The organism is Micromonospora sp. NPDC047670, assembly GCF_043204915.1.
Classification (GTDB): Bacteria; Actinomycetota; Actinomycetes; order Mycobacteriales; family Micromonosporaceae; genus Micromonospora.
Genome location: NZ_JBIDDA010000021.1, coordinates 18,378 through 37,939, shown reverse-complemented (window position 1 = coordinate 37,939; position 19,562 = coordinate 18,378). Strand labels below are relative to the sequence as shown.

General features: G+C 74.8%; 15 protein-coding genes and 4 tRNA genes. 2 read left to right on the top strand and 17 right to left on the bottom strand.

The features are described from left to right. Nucleotides 1-61: 61 nt before the first annotated feature. The 13 genes from ACGF7U_RS29955 to ACGF7U_RS29895 all read right to left on the bottom strand — a co-directional run bounded on the left by ACGF7U_RS29955 (nucleotide 62) and on the right by ACGF7U_RS29895 (nucleotide 11,123). Nucleotides 62-721: a lysoplasmalogenase gene (locus ACGF7U_RS29955; RefSeq protein WP_393112390.1), complete on the bottom strand. Its 660-nt coding sequence runs from the start codon at nucleotides 719-721 to the stop codon at nucleotides 62-64. Then, complete coding sequence (locus ACGF7U_RS29950; RefSeq protein ID WP_393112388.1) at nucleotides 718-1,569, bottom strand: sterol desaturase family protein; 852 nt, start codon at nucleotides 1,567-1,569, stop codon at nucleotides 718-720. The genes ACGF7U_RS29955 and ACGF7U_RS29950 overlap by 4 nt, the downstream gene beginning before the upstream one ends. Then, nucleotides 1,566-2,291, bottom strand: coding sequence for a FadR/GntR family transcriptional regulator (locus ACGF7U_RS29945; protein WP_393112386.1), 726 nt, complete (start codon nucleotides 2,289-2,291; stop codon nucleotides 1,566-1,568). Before ACGF7U_RS29945 ends, ACGF7U_RS29950 begins: the two co-directional genes overlap by 4 nt. 93 nt (nucleotides 2,292-2,384) lie before the next feature. After that, entirely contained in the window at nucleotides 2,385-3,566 is a 1,182-nt protein-coding gene (locus ACGF7U_RS29940; RefSeq protein WP_393112384.1) for a VWA-like domain-containing protein, read from the bottom strand. After that, a complete protein-coding gene (locus ACGF7U_RS29935) occupies nucleotides 3,563-4,735 on the bottom strand; it encodes an AAA family ATPase (RefSeq protein WP_393112382.1) in 1,173 nt (390 codons plus the stop codon). Before ACGF7U_RS29935 ends, ACGF7U_RS29940 begins: the two co-directional genes overlap by 4 nt. Next, nucleotides 4,732-6,540: an ankyrin repeat domain-containing protein gene (locus ACGF7U_RS29930; RefSeq protein WP_393112380.1), complete on the bottom strand. Its 1,809-nt coding sequence runs from the start codon at nucleotides 6,538-6,540 to the stop codon at nucleotides 4,732-4,734. Before ACGF7U_RS29930 ends, ACGF7U_RS29935 begins: the two co-directional genes overlap by 4 nt. After that, nucleotides 6,537-7,673, bottom strand: coding sequence for a gala protein (locus ACGF7U_RS29925; protein WP_393112378.1), 1,137 nt, complete (start codon nucleotides 7,671-7,673; stop codon nucleotides 6,537-6,539). Before ACGF7U_RS29925 ends, ACGF7U_RS29930 begins: the two co-directional genes overlap by 4 nt. Then, the gene (locus ACGF7U_RS29920; protein ID WP_393112376.1) at nucleotides 7,670-9,094 is read right to left on the bottom strand and encodes an SDR family NAD(P)-dependent oxidoreductase; all 1,425 of its coding nucleotides are present in this window, start codon (nucleotides 9,092-9,094) and stop codon (nucleotides 7,670-7,672) included. Before ACGF7U_RS29920 ends, ACGF7U_RS29925 begins: the two co-directional genes overlap by 4 nt. Nucleotides 9,095-9,119: 25 nt before the next feature. Then, nucleotides 9,120-9,192, bottom strand: a tRNA-OTHER gene (locus ACGF7U_RS29915). A gap of 40 nt (nucleotides 9,193-9,232) precedes the next feature. Then, a complete protein-coding gene (locus ACGF7U_RS29910) occupies nucleotides 9,233-10,825 on the bottom strand; it encodes an ankyrin repeat domain-containing protein (RefSeq protein ID WP_393112374.1) in 1,593 nt (530 codons plus the stop codon). Between the two features lie 25 nt (nucleotides 10,826-10,850). Further along, nucleotides 10,851-10,925, bottom strand: a tRNA-Arg gene (locus tag ACGF7U_RS29905). Nucleotides 10,926-10,946: 21 nt separating this feature from the next. Then, a tRNA-Arg gene (locus ACGF7U_RS29900) sits at nucleotides 10,947-11,023 on the bottom strand. Between the two features lie 27 nt (nucleotides 11,024-11,050). Further along, nucleotides 11,051-11,123 (bottom strand) — tRNA-Glu (locus ACGF7U_RS29895). Between the two features lie 70 nt (nucleotides 11,124-11,193). On the opposite strand from ACGF7U_RS29895, the gene ACGF7U_RS29890 reads away from it, so the two are divergent. Together ACGF7U_RS29890 and ACGF7U_RS29885 are read left to right on the top strand one after the other, a co-directional pair. Further along, nucleotides 11,194-11,745 carry a PadR family transcriptional regulator gene (locus tag ACGF7U_RS29890; protein WP_393112372.1) on the top strand — a complete coding sequence of 184 codons (552 nt, stop codon included), beginning with the start codon at nucleotides 11,194-11,196 and terminating at the stop codon, nucleotides 11,743-11,745. A 25-nt stretch (nucleotides 11,746-11,770) separates the two neighbouring features. Next, nucleotides 11,771-13,492: an acyl-CoA dehydrogenase family protein gene (locus tag ACGF7U_RS29885; RefSeq protein WP_393112370.1), complete on the top strand. Its 1,722-nt coding sequence runs from the start codon at nucleotides 11,771-11,773 to the stop codon at nucleotides 13,490-13,492. An 80-nt stretch (nucleotides 13,493-13,572) separates the two neighbouring features. Here ACGF7U_RS29885 and ACGF7U_RS29880 read toward each other — a convergent pair whose 3' ends face one another. From ACGF7U_RS29880 to ACGF7U_RS29865, 4 genes are all read right to left on the bottom strand, one after another. After that, nucleotides 13,573-15,021, bottom strand: a complete 1,449-nt coding sequence (locus tag ACGF7U_RS29880; RefSeq protein WP_393112368.1) for a hypothetical protein — start codon at nucleotides 15,019-15,021, stop codon at nucleotides 13,573-13,575. Between the two features lie 175 nt (nucleotides 15,022-15,196). Further along, nucleotides 15,197-15,913, bottom strand: a complete 717-nt coding sequence (locus ACGF7U_RS29875) for a pectate lyase (RefSeq protein ID WP_393112500.1) — start codon at nucleotides 15,911-15,913, stop codon at nucleotides 15,197-15,199. Nucleotides 15,914-16,089: 176 nt separating this feature from the next. Further along, nucleotides 16,090-16,776, bottom strand: coding sequence for a hypothetical protein (locus ACGF7U_RS29870; protein ID WP_393112366.1), 687 nt, complete (start codon nucleotides 16,774-16,776; stop codon nucleotides 16,090-16,092). A gap of 194 nt (nucleotides 16,777-16,970) precedes the next feature. Beyond that, on the bottom strand, nucleotides 16,971-19,502 hold the full coding sequence (locus ACGF7U_RS29865) for a polysaccharide lyase family 1 protein (RefSeq protein ID WP_393112364.1): 2,532 nt from the start codon (nucleotides 19,500-19,502) through the stop codon (nucleotides 16,971-16,973). Nucleotides 19,503-19,562 lie beyond the last annotated feature (60 nt).

Sequence of the window (19,562 nt, the reverse complement as noted above, 5' to 3'; positions counted from 1 at the left end):
CCCTCCGTCCGGTCACCGTGCCGGGCGGCCCGGAGCGGATCGGCGGGCGCGGGGCCGTCGGCTACCGGGCGCCGCCCGGCACCGGTCGCGGGGTGCGGGAGGGGCCGCCGACGGCGGTCGGGGCGCGGCCGGTCGCCTGCGCCCACCCGGTGGTGATGAGCAGCAGGGCCGCGATGTAGGTGGTCATCACGGCCAGGCTGTGGCCGGGCAGCGTGGTGCCCGCGGCGTCCAGCCCGATCAGCAGGTCGGAGACGAGGAACAGCGCCCCGCCCACGGCCGCCCGGCGGGAGACGCCGGTCGCGGCGGCGGCCATCAGGCTGAGCGCGAGGCTGTAGCCGAGGACCGGCAGCCGCAGTGGGCCGAGGGCGTTCCACAGCACGACGTTGGCCGCCGCCCAGCAGGCGAGGTAGCCGGCGACCGCGGCGACGGGCGGCCGCCGGTGACGCAGGAAGGCGCTCAAAAAGCCGACCTGCGTGCCGAGGAAGCACCCCATGCCGACGAGGAACGCGGTGCGGCCGTCGAGCAGGAGCGCGACGTCGCCGGCGGTGGCGAAGACCAGCCCGACGGCGACGCCGTCGACGCGCCGGCGCACCCGCAGCAGGTACGCCAGCAGCACCGGCGCGAGCAGGGGCTTGGCCAGCCACTGCAGGGCGGTCACGTCGGACGCGACGCCGATCAGCTCGACGGCGGCCACCACGCCGAACGGCCAGAGCCGCCTCATCGGGCCGCGATCGGCTGCGCCCGCGCGGTGGGCTGCCAGCCGGGCCGGCCGAGCACGTAGCCGAGCCGGTGCCGCCAGGACGAGGCGGCCCGCGCGTCCGCCCAGATGGCCCGGTACTCGTGGGTCGCGACCCGGAGCGGGTTGTAGGTGTCGATGTTCTTCGTCAGGCCGTACCGGACGGCGGCGCGCTCGGGCTCGAAGGTGCCGAACAGCCGGTCCCAGACGATCAGGATGCCACCGTAGTTGCGGTCCAGGTACTCGGCGTTGGCGCCGTGGTGGACCCGGTGGTGCGACGGCGTGTTGAAGATCCACTCGATGGGTCGGGGCAGCACGGTGATCCGCTCGGTGTGCAGGAAGAACTGGTACAGCAGGCTGATCGACTGCTGAAGGAAGATCATCCACGGTGGGATGCCGAGCAGCGCCAGCCCGAGCCAGAACGGCATCGACGTCATCGGGGTCCAGCTCTGCCGCAGCGCCGTCGACAGGTTGAAGAAGACGCTGGAGTGGTGCACCACGTGCCCGGCCCAGAGCAGCCGCACCTCGTGGTGGGACCGGTGGAACCAGTAGTAGGCCAGGTCGTCGGCGAAGAACAGCAGGACCCAGGTCCAGACGCTGGTGGGGGAGAGCTGGATCGGGGCGACCGTGTACGCGGCGGCGTAGAGGCCGATCGTCAGCAGCTTCCACGGCACGCCGATGACCTGGCTGCCGGCGCCCATGGTCAGGCTGGTGGCGGTGTCGCGCAGTTCGTACCCGCGTTCGTCGTCGTCGGGCGCGAAGCGGTAGGAGAGCGCCTCGACGGCGATGAGGAGCAGGAACGCCGGTACGGCGTAGAGCACGGCGGGGATCATGCCCGGGCTTCCCTTCTCGGTGGCGCGGCGGGGGTGGCGAGGGGTGCGGTGAGCAGGGCGCGTGCCTCGCGGGCGGCGTCGCGGCCCCGGCCGGTGACGATGGCGTCGGCGAGCCGGCGGTGGCCGGCGACGTCGAGCAGCTCCGCGGCACGCCGCTCCGGTGGCACCTCGCCGACGGCGAGCGCGCCGGCCACCAGGCTGTTGAAGGCCAGCAGGTAGGCGGTGTTGCCGGAGCCGGCGACGATGTGCCGCCAGAGCACGATCGTCGCCTCGCCCATCCCGGTCAGGTCCGGCGCGAGCCCCGCGTACTCCTCGACGGCCCGCGGGATCGCGGCCCGGGCCGCCGGGTCGCCGCGCTCGGCGCAGAGCCGGGCCGCGTCGACGCCGACGCAGGCCCGCATCTCCAGCATGTCCCGGACCAGCGTGTCCACTGGGAGGGTGTCGTGGAAACGGGTGAGGGACAGGGCGAGGTCGAGCCCGGCGTGCACCCGCCAGTCCAGCACCCGGGTGGCGCCGCCCTGACTGACCCGGACCAGCCCGAGCTGCTGCAACCGCCGCAGGGCCTCGCGGACGGCATGCCGGTTCACACCGAAGGTGGCGGCCAGCTCCCGTTCGCCGGGCAGCGCCTCGTCCGGGCGGTAGGAGCCGCTGACGATGGCGTCGCGGATCTGGCCGAAGACGTGGTCGGAGACCGACGAGCGGGGGACGGGGGCGAAGTCCATGCCGAGGAGTGTGGCGCAGCACACATCAACCCGTCAATTGGTTGGACCAGTCTGGGTCCGGCTCCCCGCGCAGCGGCCGGCGACGCCGGTGGATCAGTCGTCGATCGTGACGGTGGTGATCCACGACGGCGGCTGCGGCGCGCCCGTCCCGATCAGCCCCGCGATGACCCGGGTGGACTCCAGCGGCGTGGCCGGCCACGGCGTCAACCCGTCGGTCAGCACCACCACGATGTGCGGTCGACCGCGCAGCGCGGCGTCGATGCCGACCCGCATGTCGGTGCCGCCGCCCCCGGCCAGCCGCACCTCGCCGACGGTGTGCACCCGCCGTACGACGTGCACGGCCGCGTCGCAGGAGAGCACGGTGACCCGGTTGCCGCCGACGCCGACCGCCCGGAGCACCCCGGCGACCTCGGCGAGGGCCGCGGCGAGCTGTGGCTCGCCCATCGACCCCGACGTGTCCACCACGACCGCCACCCGGGGCACCGGTTGACGCAGGCTGGGCAGCACCACCCCCCGCGTGGCCGCGGCGCGCCGGGAGGGCCGCTGGTAGGTGTAGTCGACCGCGCCGCCGGCCCAGGCGGCCGCCTCGCGTACCGCGCCGGTCAGCGCCCGCCGCCAGTCCACCCTCGGTTCGAGCAGCTGGGCGGCCCAGCGCTCCCACCCCGCCGCGACGGTGCCCCGGGCCCGGACGTGCGCGCGGACCGCTTGTGCCGTCTCCCGGCGGATCGCCCCCGCCTCCACCGCGCTGACCCCGCCGGCGCCGTCGCGCTCCCACGGCCGTTCGATGCCGTGCGCCCCGGAGCCGCAGTCATGCGCCTCGTGTCCGCGCAGACCCGCGGGAAGCAGCGGCAGGTACGCCTCGAAGAACAGACCCGTCGGCAGCCCGAAGGTCTCCGGCTCGACCCGGTCGGCCGGCAGCGGCAGCCGGTCGGCCACCAGGTCGTCGTTGATCTCGCAGTCCTGCGCGACGTTGACCCGGTGGTGGTCGCGCCGCTGCCCGACCGGCAGTCGGTCGGCGCGGCCGTGGTGGTCGCGGAGCAGGTGGGCCACCTCGTGGATCCACACCGCCGCGAGCTGGGCCACCGGCAGCCGGTCGACGAACCCCGGCGAGACGTGGCAGCGCCACCGCCGGTCCACGCCCATCGTGGGCACGTCCCGGGACTCGACCACCGTGACGCTGTACAGCGCCGTGGCCAGGTAGGGCCGGTCCTGCGCCGCCCGGAACCGGGCGGCGAGCAGCTTGGTGCGGTCCAGCCGGCCGCCGCCCGGGCTCATCCGGACAGGCGACCCGAGAGCCGCAGCACCTCGGCGAAGGCGTGGATGGCCGGCGGCACCGGCCAGGAGGGGTCGCGCAGTGCCGCGAGGTCCATCGCGGCGCGGGCCGCGACGTCCGGCACCCCCGCCTCGACCGCCTTGCCCAGCACCACCCAGCCGGCCTCCCAGCGCGACCGGTCGACCTTCGCCTGCACGGCGGAGATCACCGCGGTGAGGAACGCCAACTGCCGGTCGCCCCGCTCGGGCAGCCGGAACGCCTCCGGGTCGGCGAGCACCCGCTCCGGGTCGGGCAGGTCGAGGTTCTCCAGGTAGGTGACGAACTCCAGCCCCGCGCCGTCGCCCACCGCGCCGATCACGGCCAGCGCGAGCGCCTGCGCGTCGGTCCCGGCGGCGTGGTGGAACGTGAGCAGCCGCAGCACCATCTCCCAGGTGCGCGGGGACGGCCAGGCGCCGCCGCGGGCCTCGGCGTCGGCCGGCAGGTGATGGGTCAGCCCGGGCCGGGCGGTGAGGAAACCCGCGATCGCCCCGCGCGCCCTGGCCAGCGCCGCCGCGGTGCGCCCCGGCCGGACCGCCGGCACGGTCACCGCCGGCCAGGTGCCGGCCAGGCCCCGCGCGACGGTGCGCGGGTCGTGCGTCCAGTGCAGGTGCACGAACCGGTTCGCCAACGGCGGGGCCAGGTGCCAGCCGTCCGCCGCGCTGGTCGGCGGGTTCGCGGCGGCCACGATCCGCACCGACGGCGGCAGCGAGAGGCTGCCGACCCGCCGCTCCAGCACCACCCGCAGCAGCGCCGCCTGCACCGCCGGCGGCGCGGAGGAGAGCTCGTCGAAGAAGAGCAACCCCGATCCGGTACGCGCCAGCCGGACCGCCCAGTCCGGCGGCGCCATCGGCACCCCGTCGGTGGCCGGAGAGTCACCGACGATCGGCAGGCCCGCGAAGTCCGACGGCTCGTGCACGCTGGCGATGACCGTCTCCAGCGGCAGGCCCAGCCCTTCGGCGAGCTGCTGGAGGGTCGCGGACTTGCCGATGCCCGGCTCGCCCCACAGCAGCACCGGCAGGTTCGCCGCCACCGCGAGGGCCAGCGCCTCGACCCTCGGGTCGGTGGCCGGCTCGGTGCGCCACGCGCGGGTCGCCGCGACGAGGTCGTCGGCCGCCGCCAGCGCTGCCGTCACCGCCGCACCCACTCGGTCAGCACGTCCCGGATCCGCAACACCGGTTGTCCGACCTCCCCGTCGTCGTACATGCTCGCCTTTCCCTCCGCCAGGTCGCAGGGAGTGAGGTCGTCCCCGTCGGGGGCGTGCGGGTCGGCGCCGGCGGCCAGCAGCGCGCGGACCAGTTCCGGGCTGCCTCCGTCGCCGACGGCCACGTGCAGCGCGGTGCGTCCCCGCCGGTCCCCGGCCCCGATCGGCACGCCGGCGTCGAGCAGCCGCCGGACCAGCGAGACGTCGTCCACGGCGCGCAGGTGGTGCAGCAGCGTGCCGCCCCGGCCGTCGCCCATCCTCGGGTCGAGCCCCGCGTCGAGCACCGCGGCCAACGCCGCCGCGCCGCCGTGCTGGATGCGCAGCAGCACGTCGCGGCGCAGCTCGCGCAGCGGCCGGGGCAGCCGGCCCGGGCCGCCCCGCCACGCCTGCACCGCCGCGAAGCAGCCCGTCGACCGCCCGCCCAGGGCACGCAGCAGCTCCTCCCCGGCGACCTCCTCGGCGGTGTGCGAGACCGGGTCGAGCCGGCCGTCGCCGTGCACCACGGTGTGCCATTCACCCCCGCACCGCACCGGCACGTCCACCCGCAGGCCGGCCGCCTCCGGCGCGGCCGTCCCCGCCTGTGCCGGCTCCGCCTGTGCCGCCTCGGGCCGCACCGTGCCCGGCCGTGTCGGCTCCGCCGCCTCGGGCCGCGCCGCCCGCAGCCGTTCCGCCCGCGTGGCAGCTCGGCGGTCGCCCGGCACGGCCGCTCCGTCCGGCGTGGACGGTGCCGACGCGAACAGGGCCCGGCGCACCAGGGGGTGCAGCTCGGCTGGGTCGAGCAGGCCGTGCCGCAGCAGGTCCAGGTCGGCGGGTCGCTCGTGGACCACGCCGGCGAAGCGGAGGCGGGCGAAGTGCTCCTGCTCCCAACCGGCGAACGCGGCGGTCACCGTGCCGTCGCCCCGCCGGCGCACCTCGACCACCGGTCGCCACCCGGACCAGATCATGACCCGGCCGACGCCGTAGCGGGCCTCCAGCCGGGCCAGTTCGGCGTCCAGCCCGAGCGGGACCAGGCAGCCGCGCGCGGCGATCTCGACCTCGCGGTTCAGGTGGTAGCTCTCCGGCACCTCCGGGTCGAGGTCGACGCCGGACACCGCCCACGCCCGGGCCAGCTCGCCGCCGGCGACCAGCCGGTCGAAGACCTCGGGCCGGCTCGCCGGGTCGCCCGGGTCGACCGCCGTCGCGTACGCCTCGAACGGCCGGACCGTGCCGTCGGGCTCGAAGCCGGGCAGTCGGGCCGGCGAGCCGCCGTACGCGCCGGCGAGGCCGTCGACGTGCGCGGCGCTCCAGTACGCCGGCGGCAGGTCCTGCGGGGCGGCCTCGCCCGCCTGCACGGGGCGGACGCTCAGCCGCAGCCGTTGCGACCCGTCCACGGTCTTCGGCGTGTCCACCACCAGCGCGACGTCGTCGTCGCCGAAGCGCGCGTCCCACGTGGACAGCAGGAACCGCTGGTGGGTGGCCACGCCGGTGCGGCCGCCGAGCACCCGGGGCAGGTGCCAGCGCAGCAGGTCCGGGGCGAGCACGCCGAGATCCGTCTCGATCCGGTCGGCCCGGGCGCGGCCGTGCTCCCGGGCCACCTCGGCCAGGTCGAACGCCACGTCGACCCGCCCGTGCGCGCAGGCGGCCCGCCAGTCGCCGGCCTCCCGGGCCGCCGTGCACCCCTCGACCATCGCGGCCGGCACCGCGTACCGGCGGATCCGTTGCCAGGTGCGGATCTCGTCGACGACGGGCGGGTTCACCGGTAGACGCTCGCGATCGCCCGGATGTCCTCGTGCGGCGCGGTGACCGGCCGCTCGGCGAGCAGCGCCGAGGCCCGGCGACGCTGCCGGCGCGGCACGCCCCCGTTGATGCCCAGGTATTCCAGCGTCGGGTGGCCCTCGACGGCCTCGACGAGCCGCCGCGCGCCCCGCCCGCCGATCTCCGTACGCCGCAGGTCCAGCCGGCGCAGCCGGGCGGCGGGCAGCACGTCGGCGAGCGCCGCCGCGCCCTCGTCGCCGACCACGTTGCCGCGCGCGCCGAGCGCCCGCTCCGACGGCGGCCGGGCCAGGTCCAGCGCCCGCCAGGCCCCCAGGTGCCGGGCCAGCGCCGCCACCCCGGCCGGGGTGATGCCGTTGCCGCCCAGCCCGAGCGTCACCTCCACCCCGTCGGCCAGTTCGGCGAGGGCGGCGGCGCCGGAGTCCCCGAGGTGGTTCGCCGCCAGGTAGAGCTCCCGGACCCCGGCGGAGCGGACCAGCGCGCCGAGCACCGGCACGGCGTCCGGCCCGAAGCCGTTGCCGCCGAGGAAGAGCCGCTGCACCGGCCGCTCGCGGACGGTCAGCGCCTCGGCGAGCGCGGCCAGCCCGCGGACGCTCATCCCGACGTTGACCAGGTCGAGCGTGCGGATGGCCGAGTTCACCGCGAGCGCGGCGGCGAGCCGCCGGACGCCCTCGTCGCCGACCGGGTTGCGCTTGAGCCACAGCGCCCGCACGGTGTCGTCGCCGGCCAGTCGCGCGGCGAGCGCGTCCACCCCGGCCCGGTCGATCCGGTTGCACCCCAGGTAGAGCGTCTGGAGGTGGTGACCCGGGCGTAGCGCGTCGGCCACCGCCCGGGCGCCGTCCGGGCCGAGGCCGTTGGTGCCCAGCAGCAGGTGGCGCACCAGCGGGGAGTCGACCGCCGCCGCCACGATCCGGGCGGTCTGCACCGGGCCGACGCCCTGCTTGCACAGGTCGAGCCGGCCGTCGGGCTGCACCGTGCCGCGCGGGAACTCCTCGGGCGTGACGACGGCGTCCGGCACCGCGAGGCGGACCAGCAGCGGGTCGAAGTCGCCCGGGTGGGCCAGACCGGCGTCGGGGTCGGCGATGGCCGGGCACCGCACCGGCGTCGGGTCGGTCACCAGGGCACACTCCGGTAGTCCTTGAGGAACTGGCCGCTCACCGGGGCGCCGCGCACACCCCGCACGATCGGGTCGTAGACGCGGGCGGCCCCGTCGACCACGTCGAGCGGGGGCCGGAAGCCGAGCTCCCGCTGGGCGGTCTTGTCGGGGTGCGGCCGCTCGTCGGTGACCCAGCCGGTGTCCACGCTGTTCATGTGGATGCCGCTGGTCAGGTAGTCGGCGGCGACCGTGCGGACCAGCATGTTCAGCGACGCCTTGGCCATGTTGGTGTGCGGGTGCCGGGTGGTCTTGCCGGAGCGGGAGTAGCTGCCCTCCATCGCCGAGACCTGCACGACGTGCCGCTGCGGGTGGGCGCTCGCCTGCATCAGCGGGCGCAGCCGGGAGGTGAGCAGGAAGGGCGCGAAGGCGTTGACCACGTGCACCTGCAACCACTCGTGCGGGCTCACGTCGGCGTCGCTGAGCACCCACGAGTTGACCTCGCGGAGGTCGAGCGGCTGGCCCGTCTCGTCGACCCGCCCGGCGGGGAAGAACGCGTCCAGCCCGACGGGCAGCCGCTGCGCCGTCGGGCCGGCCGGCGCGGCGCCGATCGCGATCCGTGCCGCCGGCCCCTCCAGCGCCGCGGACTCGGCCGCCCGGACCTCCCGGTGGTACGCCTCCGGCCGGTACAGCGTCTGCGCGGCGTTGTTGACGAGAATGTCCAGCCCGGCGAGGCGCCGCCCGACCAGCGCGACGAAGTCGAGGGTGCCGGCCAGGTCGAGCAGGTCCAGCCCGTGCACGTAGAGCCGGTCGGCCCAGTCGTCGGCGTCCGGCACGGCGGCGAAGCGGCGGGCCGCGTCGCGGGGGAACCGGGTCGTCACGATCACCTCGGCGCCGTCGCGGAGCAGCTTGAGCGCGGTGTGAAAGCCGATCTTCACCCGACCGCCGGTCACCACGGCGGTGCGGCCGGTCAGGTCGCAGCGGGCGTGCCGCCGCTCGCGGTTCTCCGCCGCGCACGGCGGGCACATGAGGTGGTAGTCCACGTCCACCTGCCGGTAGGGCTGCTTGCACACGTAGCATTGCCGCGCCCGGCGCAGCGCCCCGCGCCCCGCCGGCCCGAACGGGCTCCCGCCGGGCCCGCGCGCCCCGGCGCCGCCGTCGGAGACCGGGCCCGCGGTCCCGGCGGCGGGCCGGTCGGCCCCGGCGGGGCCGGGCGGCGCGGGGTCGGGGATCTCGGTGTGGAAGCGGGTGGCGCCGGCCAGCAGCGCGCGGTCCGCCGCCCGGCTGGCGGCGTCGCGGCGGGCCTTCGCGCGCCTCTTCACGCCCCGGTGGGCGGCGGTGACCGCCCGTTCCAGCTCCTGCCGGGTCGCCTCGTCCAGGTCGGCGTCGTCGAGGCGGGCGAGGACGGCCAGGCAGGCCGCCAGCTCGGCGCGGTCGACGGACACGATGCTCCTCCGTGGGGGGTGGCGGCGAGACCGGCCGGATTCGAACCGGCGTCCTCCAGCTTGCTGTCAAGGCGCGTCGACCTCTGCGCTACGGCCTCGCCGCGCGGGAGCATACCGAAGGCCACCGACAGGGGATGATCAGCCGCCCGTCCGGCGGGCCGCCGCGAGCACCTCGGCGGCGGTGCGGCCCTCCCGGTTCACCGCGTCGGGGTCCGCGCCGGCGTCGACCAGGGCCGCCATCACCTCGGTGGCCGCCGCCGCGGCGGCGGCGTGCAACGGGGTGTTCCCGTCCCGGTCGGGCTCGTCGACGCAGAGCCCGGCGGCGGTGAGGATCGGCAGCATCTGGGTGTGGTCCACGAACGCCAGCCGGTGCATCAGCGTGCCTCCGACGCCGTCGCGCAGTCCGGGATCCATGCCGTCGAAGATGAGGGAGAGCAGTCCCTCCGTGTCACCGTGGAAGGCTCGCCCGAACAGGTCCCGACGGATCTTGCGGATCTCCTTGGGGACCGGCTTCATCCCGGTACGCCAGGCCCGCACCGCCGCCGCGCAGCCGCCGATCGGGCCGCCCAGGCCGGCGAGCAGGAACTCCCGGCGCAGCTCCTCATCGGTGTGGTGCGGGGTCTCGATCCGGTTGTCGGCGACCCGGACGAGGTGCCAGTCCGGTCCACACCGCACGCGGAACGGCGGCGGCGGCGCGGGCTGCGGGACCCGCCACGCCTGCGTCCGGCCGGGGAACAACGCCTCGTGTACCAGCGGGTGCAGCTCGTCCGGCGTCAGCATCCCCCGGCGCAGCAGCGCGACGTCCATCGGCGCGGGCGTGCCGAACACGTTCGGCCCGCCCCGCGGGGAACCCGGCGCGGCGGCCCGGACGGTCAGGGCGCCGCCGTCGGCCACGTCGACGGCGAGGGGCGAGTTGGCCAGGTGCAGCGTGGTCGCGCCGTAGCGGCGGGCGAGGCGGCGGGCCTCGGCGGCGAGCACGGGCAGCGCCGCGACGTGCCATCCGAGGACCTGCTCCACCGTCGGCCACCCCGTGTACCAGTGGGCGCCCCCGGCCGCGTCGACCGTCCAGCCCACCGCCTCGTACGCCGCGATCGTGCGCCCCGCCGCGAGCAGCGCGGCGACCGTCTCCACCTCGCCCGCCCGGTCGGCCGGAGAGCCGGTCGGCGTGGACTCGCCCTGCCGGTGTGGGCGCCCGTCCGCCGTGTGCCACGCGAGCCGGTCGTCCGACGCCCCGTACGCCCAACGGCGTGCGGCGACCGCGTCCGCGTGCCAGCACCAGTCAGGCAGGTCGTACCAGGCGTTCGGCAGGTCCAGGCTGTCGGTGACGCGCAGCGCGACGCGCTGGGGGCGGCGGTCGGTGGCGGGCAGGGTGGCGACCAGCAGCGGGGTGCCCCGACGGCGCGGGCCCGGGCGGGTGCGCACCGGCTCGGCCAGCCGGGACAGCACGACCCGAGCCGTGGGCACGAGCGCCAGCGAGGACGTGCGGGGCAGGAACCGGCGCAGCAGGTCCGGTGCGAACCCGCGCAGCTCGCTCTCGATCCGGGCGGCCTCGTCGGCACCGTACCGGGACGCCACGTCCCGCAGGTCGATGTGCGCGTCGACCAGTGCGGCCGCGCAGGCGCCCCGCCAGTCCCCGGCGAGCCGGCGGGCGGTGACGGCGGCGACCATCGGCGGCGGTGACGCGTACCGGAGGATCCGCAGTTGCTTCTCTCGCTCGCGTCGGCGCTCCACCTCGGCGTCCCCGTTCCCCGTCGGGAGCGGGCCGGCCGGGATCGAACCGGCGTCCTCCCGATTCGCAATCGGGCGCGACGACCGCTGCGCTACGACCCGCTCGGCGGGGAAGTCTAGGGGATGCGGGCCGGCCGGATTCGAACCGGCGTCCTCCCGGTTTCGGAGACCGGGCGCGACGACCGCTGCGCTACGGCCCGCACGGATCGGGCGGACGACGCCCGGGCGGCGGACGGGCCGGAATCGAACCGGCGTCCTCCTCCATGAGAGGGAGGCGCGACGACCTCTGCGCTACCGCCCGCCGCGAGCGAGTGTAGGGCAACCGCCGGCGCGACCTTGCTATGCAACGAGTTGCATAGCAAGATGGCGGCGTGGCGCTCGAACACGCGATCCTGGTGTCCCTGCTCGAACAGCCCGGGTCCGGCTACGAGCTGGCCCGGCGCTTCGAGCGCTCCATCGGCCGTTTCTGGACGGCGACCCACCAGCAGATCTACCGCGTCCTGAAGCGGATGGAGGCCGACGGCTGGGTCACCGCCGAGGAGATCGGCCAGGACGGCCGCCCCGACAAGCGGTCCTTCTCCGTGGCGCAGGCCGGCCGGTCCGCGCTGGTCACCTGGCTGCGCGCCCCCGTCCAGCCGGAGGCGGTGCGCCACGAGCTGGCCGTCAAGATCCGCGGTGCCGCCTTCGACGACGCCGCCGGCCGCGCCGCGCTCGTCGCCGAGGTCGAGCGCTACCGCGCCACCCACGAGGCCACGCTCGCCCGCTACCTGGCCGGCGAGCAACGGGACTTCCCCGACCCCGCCGCGCTCGACGCCGGGCAGGCGCTCCAGCACGTCGTGCTGCGCGGCGGCATCGCGTACGAGCGGATGGTGCTGGCCTGGCTCGACGACGTGCTGGCCACCCTGCGCGACCTGGACCACTGACCACCCGACCGAAGGGAGTCCCGCCGTGGCGGACTCGCCGCTGCTCAACCCGCGCACCTACGACCCCGCCCACCTCGACGACGAGTCCCGCCGACTGCTGCGTGCCACCGTCGACTGGTTCGAGGGCCGGGGCAAGAAGGCGCTGCTCGACACGTACAACCGGCACGAGTGGTACGGCGACTTCCTGGACTTCGCCGCGAAGGAGGGGCTCTTCGCCGCGTTCTGCACGCCGGCCGCCGAGGGCGGAGGCGACCCCGCGAAGCGCTGGGACACCGCCCGCAACGCCGCGCTCAGCGAGCTCCTCGGCTTCTACGGCCTCGGCTACTGGTACACCTGGCAGGTCACCGTGCTCGGCCTGGGCCCGGTCTGGCAGAGCGACAACGCCGCCGCCCGGGCCCGCGCGGCCGCGCTGCTGGACGACGGCCACGTGATGGCGTTCGGCCTCTCCGAACGCGCGCACGGCGCGGACATCTACTCCACCGACATGCTCCTCACGCCCGACGGGGCGGGCGGGTTCCGCGCCACCGGCGCCAAGTACTACATCGGCAACGGCAACGTCGCCGGGCTGGTCTCGGTCTTCGGCCGCCGCGCCGACGTGGCGGGCCCGGACGGCTACGTCTTCTTCGCCGCCGACAGCCGCCACCCCGCGTACCACCTGGTCCGCAACGTGGTGAACGCGCAGATGTACGTCAGCGAGTTCCGCCTGGCGGACTACCCGGTGCGCGCCGAGGACGTGCTGCACACCGGCCGGGCCGCGTTTGACGCCGCCCTCAACACGGTCAACGTGGGCAAGTTCAACCTGTGCACCGCCTCCATCGGGATCTGCGAGCACGCCATGTACGAGGCGGTGACCCACGCCCACAACCGGGTCCTCTACGGCCGGCGGGTCACCGACTTCCCTCATGTGCGGCGCGAGCTGACCGACGCGTACGCCCGCCTGGTGGCCATGAAGCTGTTCAGCGACCGGGCCGTCGACTACCTCCGTTCGGCCGGTCCGGACGACCGCCGCTACCTGCTGTTCAACCCGATGACCAAGATGAAGGTCACCACCGAGGGCGAGAAGGTCGTCGACCTGCTCTGGGACGTCATCGCCGCGAAGGGCTTCGAGGCGGACACGTACTTCGACAAGGCCGCCAAGGACATCCGGGGGCTGCCCAAGCTCGAGGGGACGGTGCACGTCAACCTCGCGCTGATCCTGAAGTTCATGGCGAACTACCTGTTCCACCCGGTCGACCACCCGCCGGTGCCGACGCGGCACGACCCCGCCGACGACGAGTTCCTCTTCCGCCAGGGCCCGGCCCGCGGCCTCGGCGCGATCCGGTTCCACGACTGGCGGGCCGCCTACGACGCGCACGCCGACGTGCCGAACGTCGCCCGCTTCCGGGAGCAGGCGGACGGCTTCTGCGCGTTGCTGGCCGCCCACGCCCCGAGCGAGGAGCAGCAGCGCGACCTCGACTTCCTGCTCGCCCTCGGCCAGCTCTTCGCGCTGATCGTCTACGGCCACCTGATCCTGGAGCAGGCCGGCCTGACCGGCCTGGACCGAGACGTGCTCGACGAGATCTTCGACGTGCTGGTCCGCGACTTCTCCGGGTACGCCACCGAGCTGCACGGCAAGGCCGCCGCCACCGAGGCGCAGGCGTCCTGGGCGCTGGCGCACGTCCGCCGGCCCGTAGCGGACGCGGAGCGCACGGCCCGGGTGTGGGCGCGGGTCGCGGCGCTCAGCGGCACGTACGAGATGCGTCCCTGACCTGCGGGACGCGGCGGCCGGGCTGCCGCGCCCCCGGAGGTGACGTCCCCGCCCCGCACACCGGCGCCGCCGCCGGCGGGTCAGCCGGCGGCCACCACCGGGTCGCCCGGGGGCTGCGGCGGGGCGCCGGCCGGTGCCCGCCCGTCGTCCTCGGGCGAGGTGCCCGCCGTGTCGCCGGCCCCGTCCGCCCCGTCGCCGGACCCGGCCGCCGGCGGGCCGGCGACGGGCGCCACCGGCCGGTCGGCGCGCGGCCGGGCGGCCACCTGCGGGTACTCGGCGGTCTCCGCGCCGCCCGTGGCGGCCGCCATGACCGCCGCCGCGGCCAGGTCCGCCACCCGCTTCGCCTCCCGCTTCACCCGGGCGCGGACCTCCTTGGCGTGCTGCTCGGCGGAGTCCGCGGCGCGCCGCGCCTCGTCCAGCCGGTGCAGCTCGTCGGTCAGCTCCTGCCGGGTCTCGCCGAGGCGCTGCTGAAGCTCCGTGTATTCGCGCTCGGCGCTGCCGCTCTCCTGCCGCGCCTGGGCGAGCTGCTGCTGCGCGGTGTCCAGCTCGGACTGCAACCGGGCCAGCGCCTCCCGGCGGTCCCGGATGCCCTGCTGCGCCGCGAGGAGCTGCTGCTGATGGGTCGCGGCCTGCTCGTCGGCGCGCTGGCGGACCTTGGCCGCGTACTGCTGCGCCTCGGCGATCAGCGTCGCGATCTCCTGCTCCGCCGCCGTACGCTGGGCGGCCAGCTCCCGCTCGGCCGCCGCGCGCTGCTCGGTGACCTCCTGCTCGGCGGCGGACCGCCGCTCGTTGATCTCCCGCTCCACGCTGGCCTGCCACTGGCCCAGCTCCTGCTGGGTCTTCGCGCGCGCCGCCTGCACCTCCTGCTGGATCTGGGTGCGGGCCGCCGTCAGGAACGCCTCGGCCTCGGCGCGGGCCTGTTCGAGCTGCTGGGCGTTCTGCTCGTCGATCCGCTTGGCCTCCTGGAGCGCGTGGTCGTGCGCCGCCTCGCCGGCCGCCCGCAGCCGCTCCGCCGCCTCGCGGATCCGGGCCAGCTCGGCCTGGGCGTTGGCGCGGCGCTCCTCGTGCTCCCGCTCGTCCTCGGCGCGCCGCGCCGCCGTCTCCTCCGCCAGCTCGCGCAGCGTCGTGGCGGCCTGTTCCCGGGCCTGGGTGAGCGCCTGCTCCGCCTCGGCGCGCAGCTCGGCGGCCCGCTGGTCGGCGGCGTCGGTGATGACCGCGGCCTGCTTCTCGGCCAGGGCCAGGATCTGGTCGACCATCGGGCCCAGGTCCCGGAAGGAGGCCCGGTCCGGCTGCGCCGGCCGCTCGCGCAGCTCGGCGACCTCCGCGCGCAGCCGGTGCAGCTCCGCGGTCAGCTCCCGCAGTTGGCCCGAGGCCCGTTCCCGCTCGGCGGCCAGCGTCGACAGCTCGCCGTCGACCCGTTCGACGTACCGGTCGACCTGCCGTTTGTCGTAGCCGCGCAGCGTGAGGTCGAAGCTGGGCCGCGAGGTCGCGTCCTCGCGTGCCGCGAACGGCTCCTCGCCGTGGGACATGCACCCTCCTCCGTACGATCGCGAGCGCCACGCCGGCGGGGGGAGTCCGCCCCACGGGCCGTGATGTCGCGCCACGCTACCGCCGCCGTCGCGCGGCGCGCGGGACGGGTGACCCCGCACGGCGGCCCCGCGCACGGCCGGTACGCCGTCCGCGGGGCCGCCGCCCTCGCAAGGGCTACCGCCAGGTGATGTCCGAGGCGGAGTAGAGGCAGTTCACGCCGTCCGCGCCCTCGCCGATCTCGGTCGGCTCGCTGCCCTTCGGCACGCCCTTGTACTTGACGCAGATCCGGGTCGTGCGGTTCGGGTCGTCGAGGATGGTGATCCGGCTGAACCGGGCCGTGTCGCCCCAGTTGGCGTTGATGCCGGCCAGCACCTTCGTCGAGGTGGCGGTGACGTTGTCCATCACCACGTGCCGCTGGTGGGAGGTGGAGCAGTTGCCGCAGGTTCGGTAGAGCTTGCCCGAGCTCTCCACCCGGAAGTTGCGGATGTGCACGGTGCCCGGCCCGTTGTGCTGGAACACCTTGTCGCTGCCCGAGCGGGCGCCGCCGCCGTCCACCGTGTACGTGGTGCCGCCGCGGAAGGTGGCGGCGTCCTCGCCGACGTCCTCCCACCACACGTTGACCAGCGTGCAGTTGCCCTCGCAGTGCACGCCGTCCCCGGCCGGCGCCCCGATGATCACGTCGCGCAGGGTGGCCCCGGGCGCGAGCACGAACATCGGGTCCTGGCTCTCGCCCTGCCCGCCGTCGCCGATGCCGTAGTAGCGCTTGAGCCCGCCGTCGAGGCTGGTCGGGACGTCGATCGTGGCGTCGACCTTGACCTGGCCCGTCGGCGTGGGCCAGTTGCTCGGCGGGGCGGTTCCGACGGCGTGGAAAGCGCTTGCCCGCGTCGTCAGCCTATGGCCCGGGAAAGAGGAGGGTCAATGCCGTCCGTGTGCAGGTCTGTTGCAGGATCCCGGGGCGAAGGCGTCCCGACCTCCGCGACCGGAGGTCGGGACCCGACGATCGGCGCGCGAGGTCGGCTCCGGCCGTACGCACCGGCGACGCGTGCGGCGCCTGTCACTCGGCTTGCTCAGCGACGCTTGAGAGCCAGGTCCAACCGTCGCCGGAACGGGTCGTAGTCGTGGTCGGGAAACCACGTCGGAAACAGTTCGAGCATCGTGCGGAGCCTCCGGGCCGTGCTGGCGTCGCCCCTGAGCGAGGACTCGGTGAACAGGTACTGCCAGCCGAAGGTGCCCTTCGTGACGCGCAGGGCGTCGAGATAGCCCCGGTAGTCCAGGTCGAGCCTGTAGTAGTGGTCGTTGGTGTTGTCGAACCAGATCTCGGGCTGCGCGACGCCCGGCTGCACCCGGAGCGCGGCGAGATGGCCGGTGCCCCACTCGGGCGTGCCGTCGATGCCGCGGAGTTCGGGCTGGAGCCGTTCCTGCTCGGGCGTCAGGTCCGCCCACAGCTCGAGCGGCCGCTGATGCAGCACGGCGTTCTCCAGTGCCTCCAGGCAGAACTCCCCGGCGATGAAATGGTCCTGCCCCTCGGCGCTCTCCCAGGCGCTGCCGAGATACTCGAACCGGAAGTGGCAGTCCCGGAAGGAGGCCGCCAGCGGCATGCCCGTGGCGCGGGAGATGACGTCGAGGCTGGTCTCGGCGTCCTCGATGTCGGGGTCGATCTCCCGGTACTCGTTGTGGACCTTGATTCCGGGACAGTTCCGCAGCTCGTCCAGGATGTCGATCCAGGTCTGTTCGTAGGGGGCCAGGTCGGTCACCCGGGCGAGGGTAGCGGACCACACCGACGCACGGCGGGCGCAGGCTGGCAGGCGCGCACCGGTAGAGCGCCGAAGGGCGGCCCGACCGGTCGTCGAGGCGTGTCCGAGAACCAGGACCGACCTCCCTCGCGGGTGTCGCGGTGGGTGCGCCCGGGGGACGACGGCCGCGTCGGCCGCCGTCCCCCGGGCCTCCCTCAGGGAGTGATCCGGCCGGCGCCGGCCCCGGCGGTCACGGCCGCCTTGACCCCGCTCGCGTCGTCGATCTGGTACGCGTACGGGACGGGGGCGACGTCGCCCGCGCTCTCCGGTGCGCCGGAGTTGGTGAAGATGTTGTTCCGCTGGACCAGGTCGCCCGGGCCCGAGTCGGCGTATCCGACGGCGGTGGGCCGGGTCACGTTCTCGAAGTGGTTGCCCTCGACCAGCACCCCGGCGCCCATCGTGGACGCCACGCCGTAGTCCGCGCCGTAGTAGTAGTTGTTGAACACGTGCACCGGGTCGCCGAACCGGACGCGCGGGTGGCGCTCCTTGCTGCCGTCGAACCAGTTGTGGTGGTAGGTGACCCGCAGGTGGCCGATGTCGCCGGTGAAGCCGTCGTCGTGGCCGAGCAGCATGCTCTTGGTGTGGTTGGTGACCCGGTTCCACGAGACGGTGACGAAGTCGGACGCCCGCTTGATGTCGACCGCGCCGTCGTAGCCGCCGTCGAAGGTGTTGTGGTCGATCCAGACGTTGCGCGAGTTCTGCACGTTGATCGCGTCGTCGTCCCAGCCCCGGAAGGTGAGGTTGCGGACGATGACGTTGCTGGCGCCGCTGATGTTCAGCCCGTTGTCCAGCGTGGCGTTGCCGACGCCGAGCACGGTCTTGTTGCTGCGCACGTCGTTCATGGTGTCGGGCATGGTGAGCGCGCCCTGCACCCGGATGACCAGCGGCGACGAGGACTCCAGGGCGTCGGCGAGCGCCTGGCCGTCGGAGACGGTCACGGTCTGACCGCCGGCGCCGCCGGTGGTGCCGCCGTTCTGGGTGGCCCAGCCGACCAGGCCGCCGGCCGGCGGCACGGTCGGCGTCGGGGTCGGCGTGGCGGTCGGCGGCGGCGTGGTGACCGGCGGGGTGGTCGGCCCGCCGGGCAGCCCGACGCGGCCCACCCCGGCCTGCGCGGTGACCACGGCCTTCGTGTCGCAGGCGGTGCCCACGGTGTACGCGTACGGCGGGTTGGCCACGCTGCCGCCGGTCTGACCGGCGCCGGAGTTGACCAGGCAGTTGTTGCGGGCGACCAGCCGGCCGTCGCCGGAGGAGCCCTCCGCCAGGTGGTACGGGTCGTCGACGTTCTCGAAGTGGTTGCCCTCGACGATGACCCCGGCGTTCTGTGTCGACGCGACGCCGTAGTTCCCGGTGTTCAGGTAGTAGTTGTTGTAGACGTGCACCTGGTCGCCGAAGCGGACCCGGGGGTTGCGCTGGTTGGTGTTGTCGAAGAAGTTGTGGTGGTAGGTGACCTTCAGCCGCCCGGTGTCCTGGGCGGCGTTGCCGTCGTCGTGGCCGAGCAGCATGTTCTTGTCGGTGCCGTCGGCGTGGTTGTAGGAGACCGTCACGTACGACGAGCCGCGCTTGATGTCGACGCCGCCGTCCGCCCCGGTGGTCCAGGTGTTGTGGTCGATCCAGATGTGGTGGGAGAACATCTGCACGTTGATCGCGTCGTCCGCCCAGTTGCGGAAGTTGAGGTTGCGGATGATGACGTTGTGCACGGCGTTGGCCGGCGGCGCGGTGACCGCGTTGTCGATCGGCAGACCGATGTTGAGGCCGCCGCCGGTGAAGCCGGAGTTGGCGCCGACGCCGACGATGGTCTTGTCCGAGGTGACCTCGTGCATCGGTCCGGGCAGCGCGATCATCCCGCTGACCTGGATGATCTTCGGGCCGCTCGACGCCGCCTCGGCGATGAACTGGCTGGCCGTGGTGACCGTGACGGTCGGGCCGCCGGCGCCGCCGGTGGTGCCGCTCTGGCCCCACGCGTCGACCGAGGCCCAGCCGTCGGCCACGTTCGGGCCGGGGTTGCCGGTCGGCGTGGGCGTCGGGGTGGTCGGCGTCGGCGTGGGCCCGGGGCCGCCCGAGGTGACCTGCACGTTGTCGAAGTCGGCGCTGGCGTAGAAGGTCGCCACGCCGATCCGGCCGCTGGCGTACTGGGTGTCGGTCGCCTCGGTGAGCAGGGTGCCGTTGACGTACCCCTTGAGTGAGTTGCCGGCCACGTCCAGCCGCAGGGTGTAGGTGCTGCCGGTGGCGACCGGGACGGGCGCGGTGTCCAGTGTGGTGGAGGAGCCGCTGGTCAGCCGCTTGAGCTCGACCGTGTTGTTGCTGCGCAACGCCAGGTAGTAGTAGCTGGTGTTGCTCTGCACACGGGCGAGCAGCGCGACGAACCGGTTCGTTCCGTTGAACGCGGTCGGCTTGACCGTGGCCTGGACGGAGTAGTCCGTCCAGCTCGACGTGCCGGCCAGCGAGCGGGCGTCGCTGCTGGTGCTGCTCTGCCGCAGTGCCCGCGCGCTGTCGCCGGTCACCGACCAGCTTCCGCCGGAGGCCGTCCAGCCGGACGAGTTGCCGTCGGAGAAGTCGTCGGAGAAGAGCGTGTCGGCGTAGGCGGTGGCGGTCATGCCGACGGCGAGGGCGACCGCGACGAGCGCGGCCCCGATCGCGGTGAGGAACCCTCGGCGGTGCCTCCGCCGACGAGTGTCGGAGTGGTGCACGGGACCTCCCTGGTGGTGATGACATGATCGATAGACATCGATCTTCTGGGGTGTGGTGCG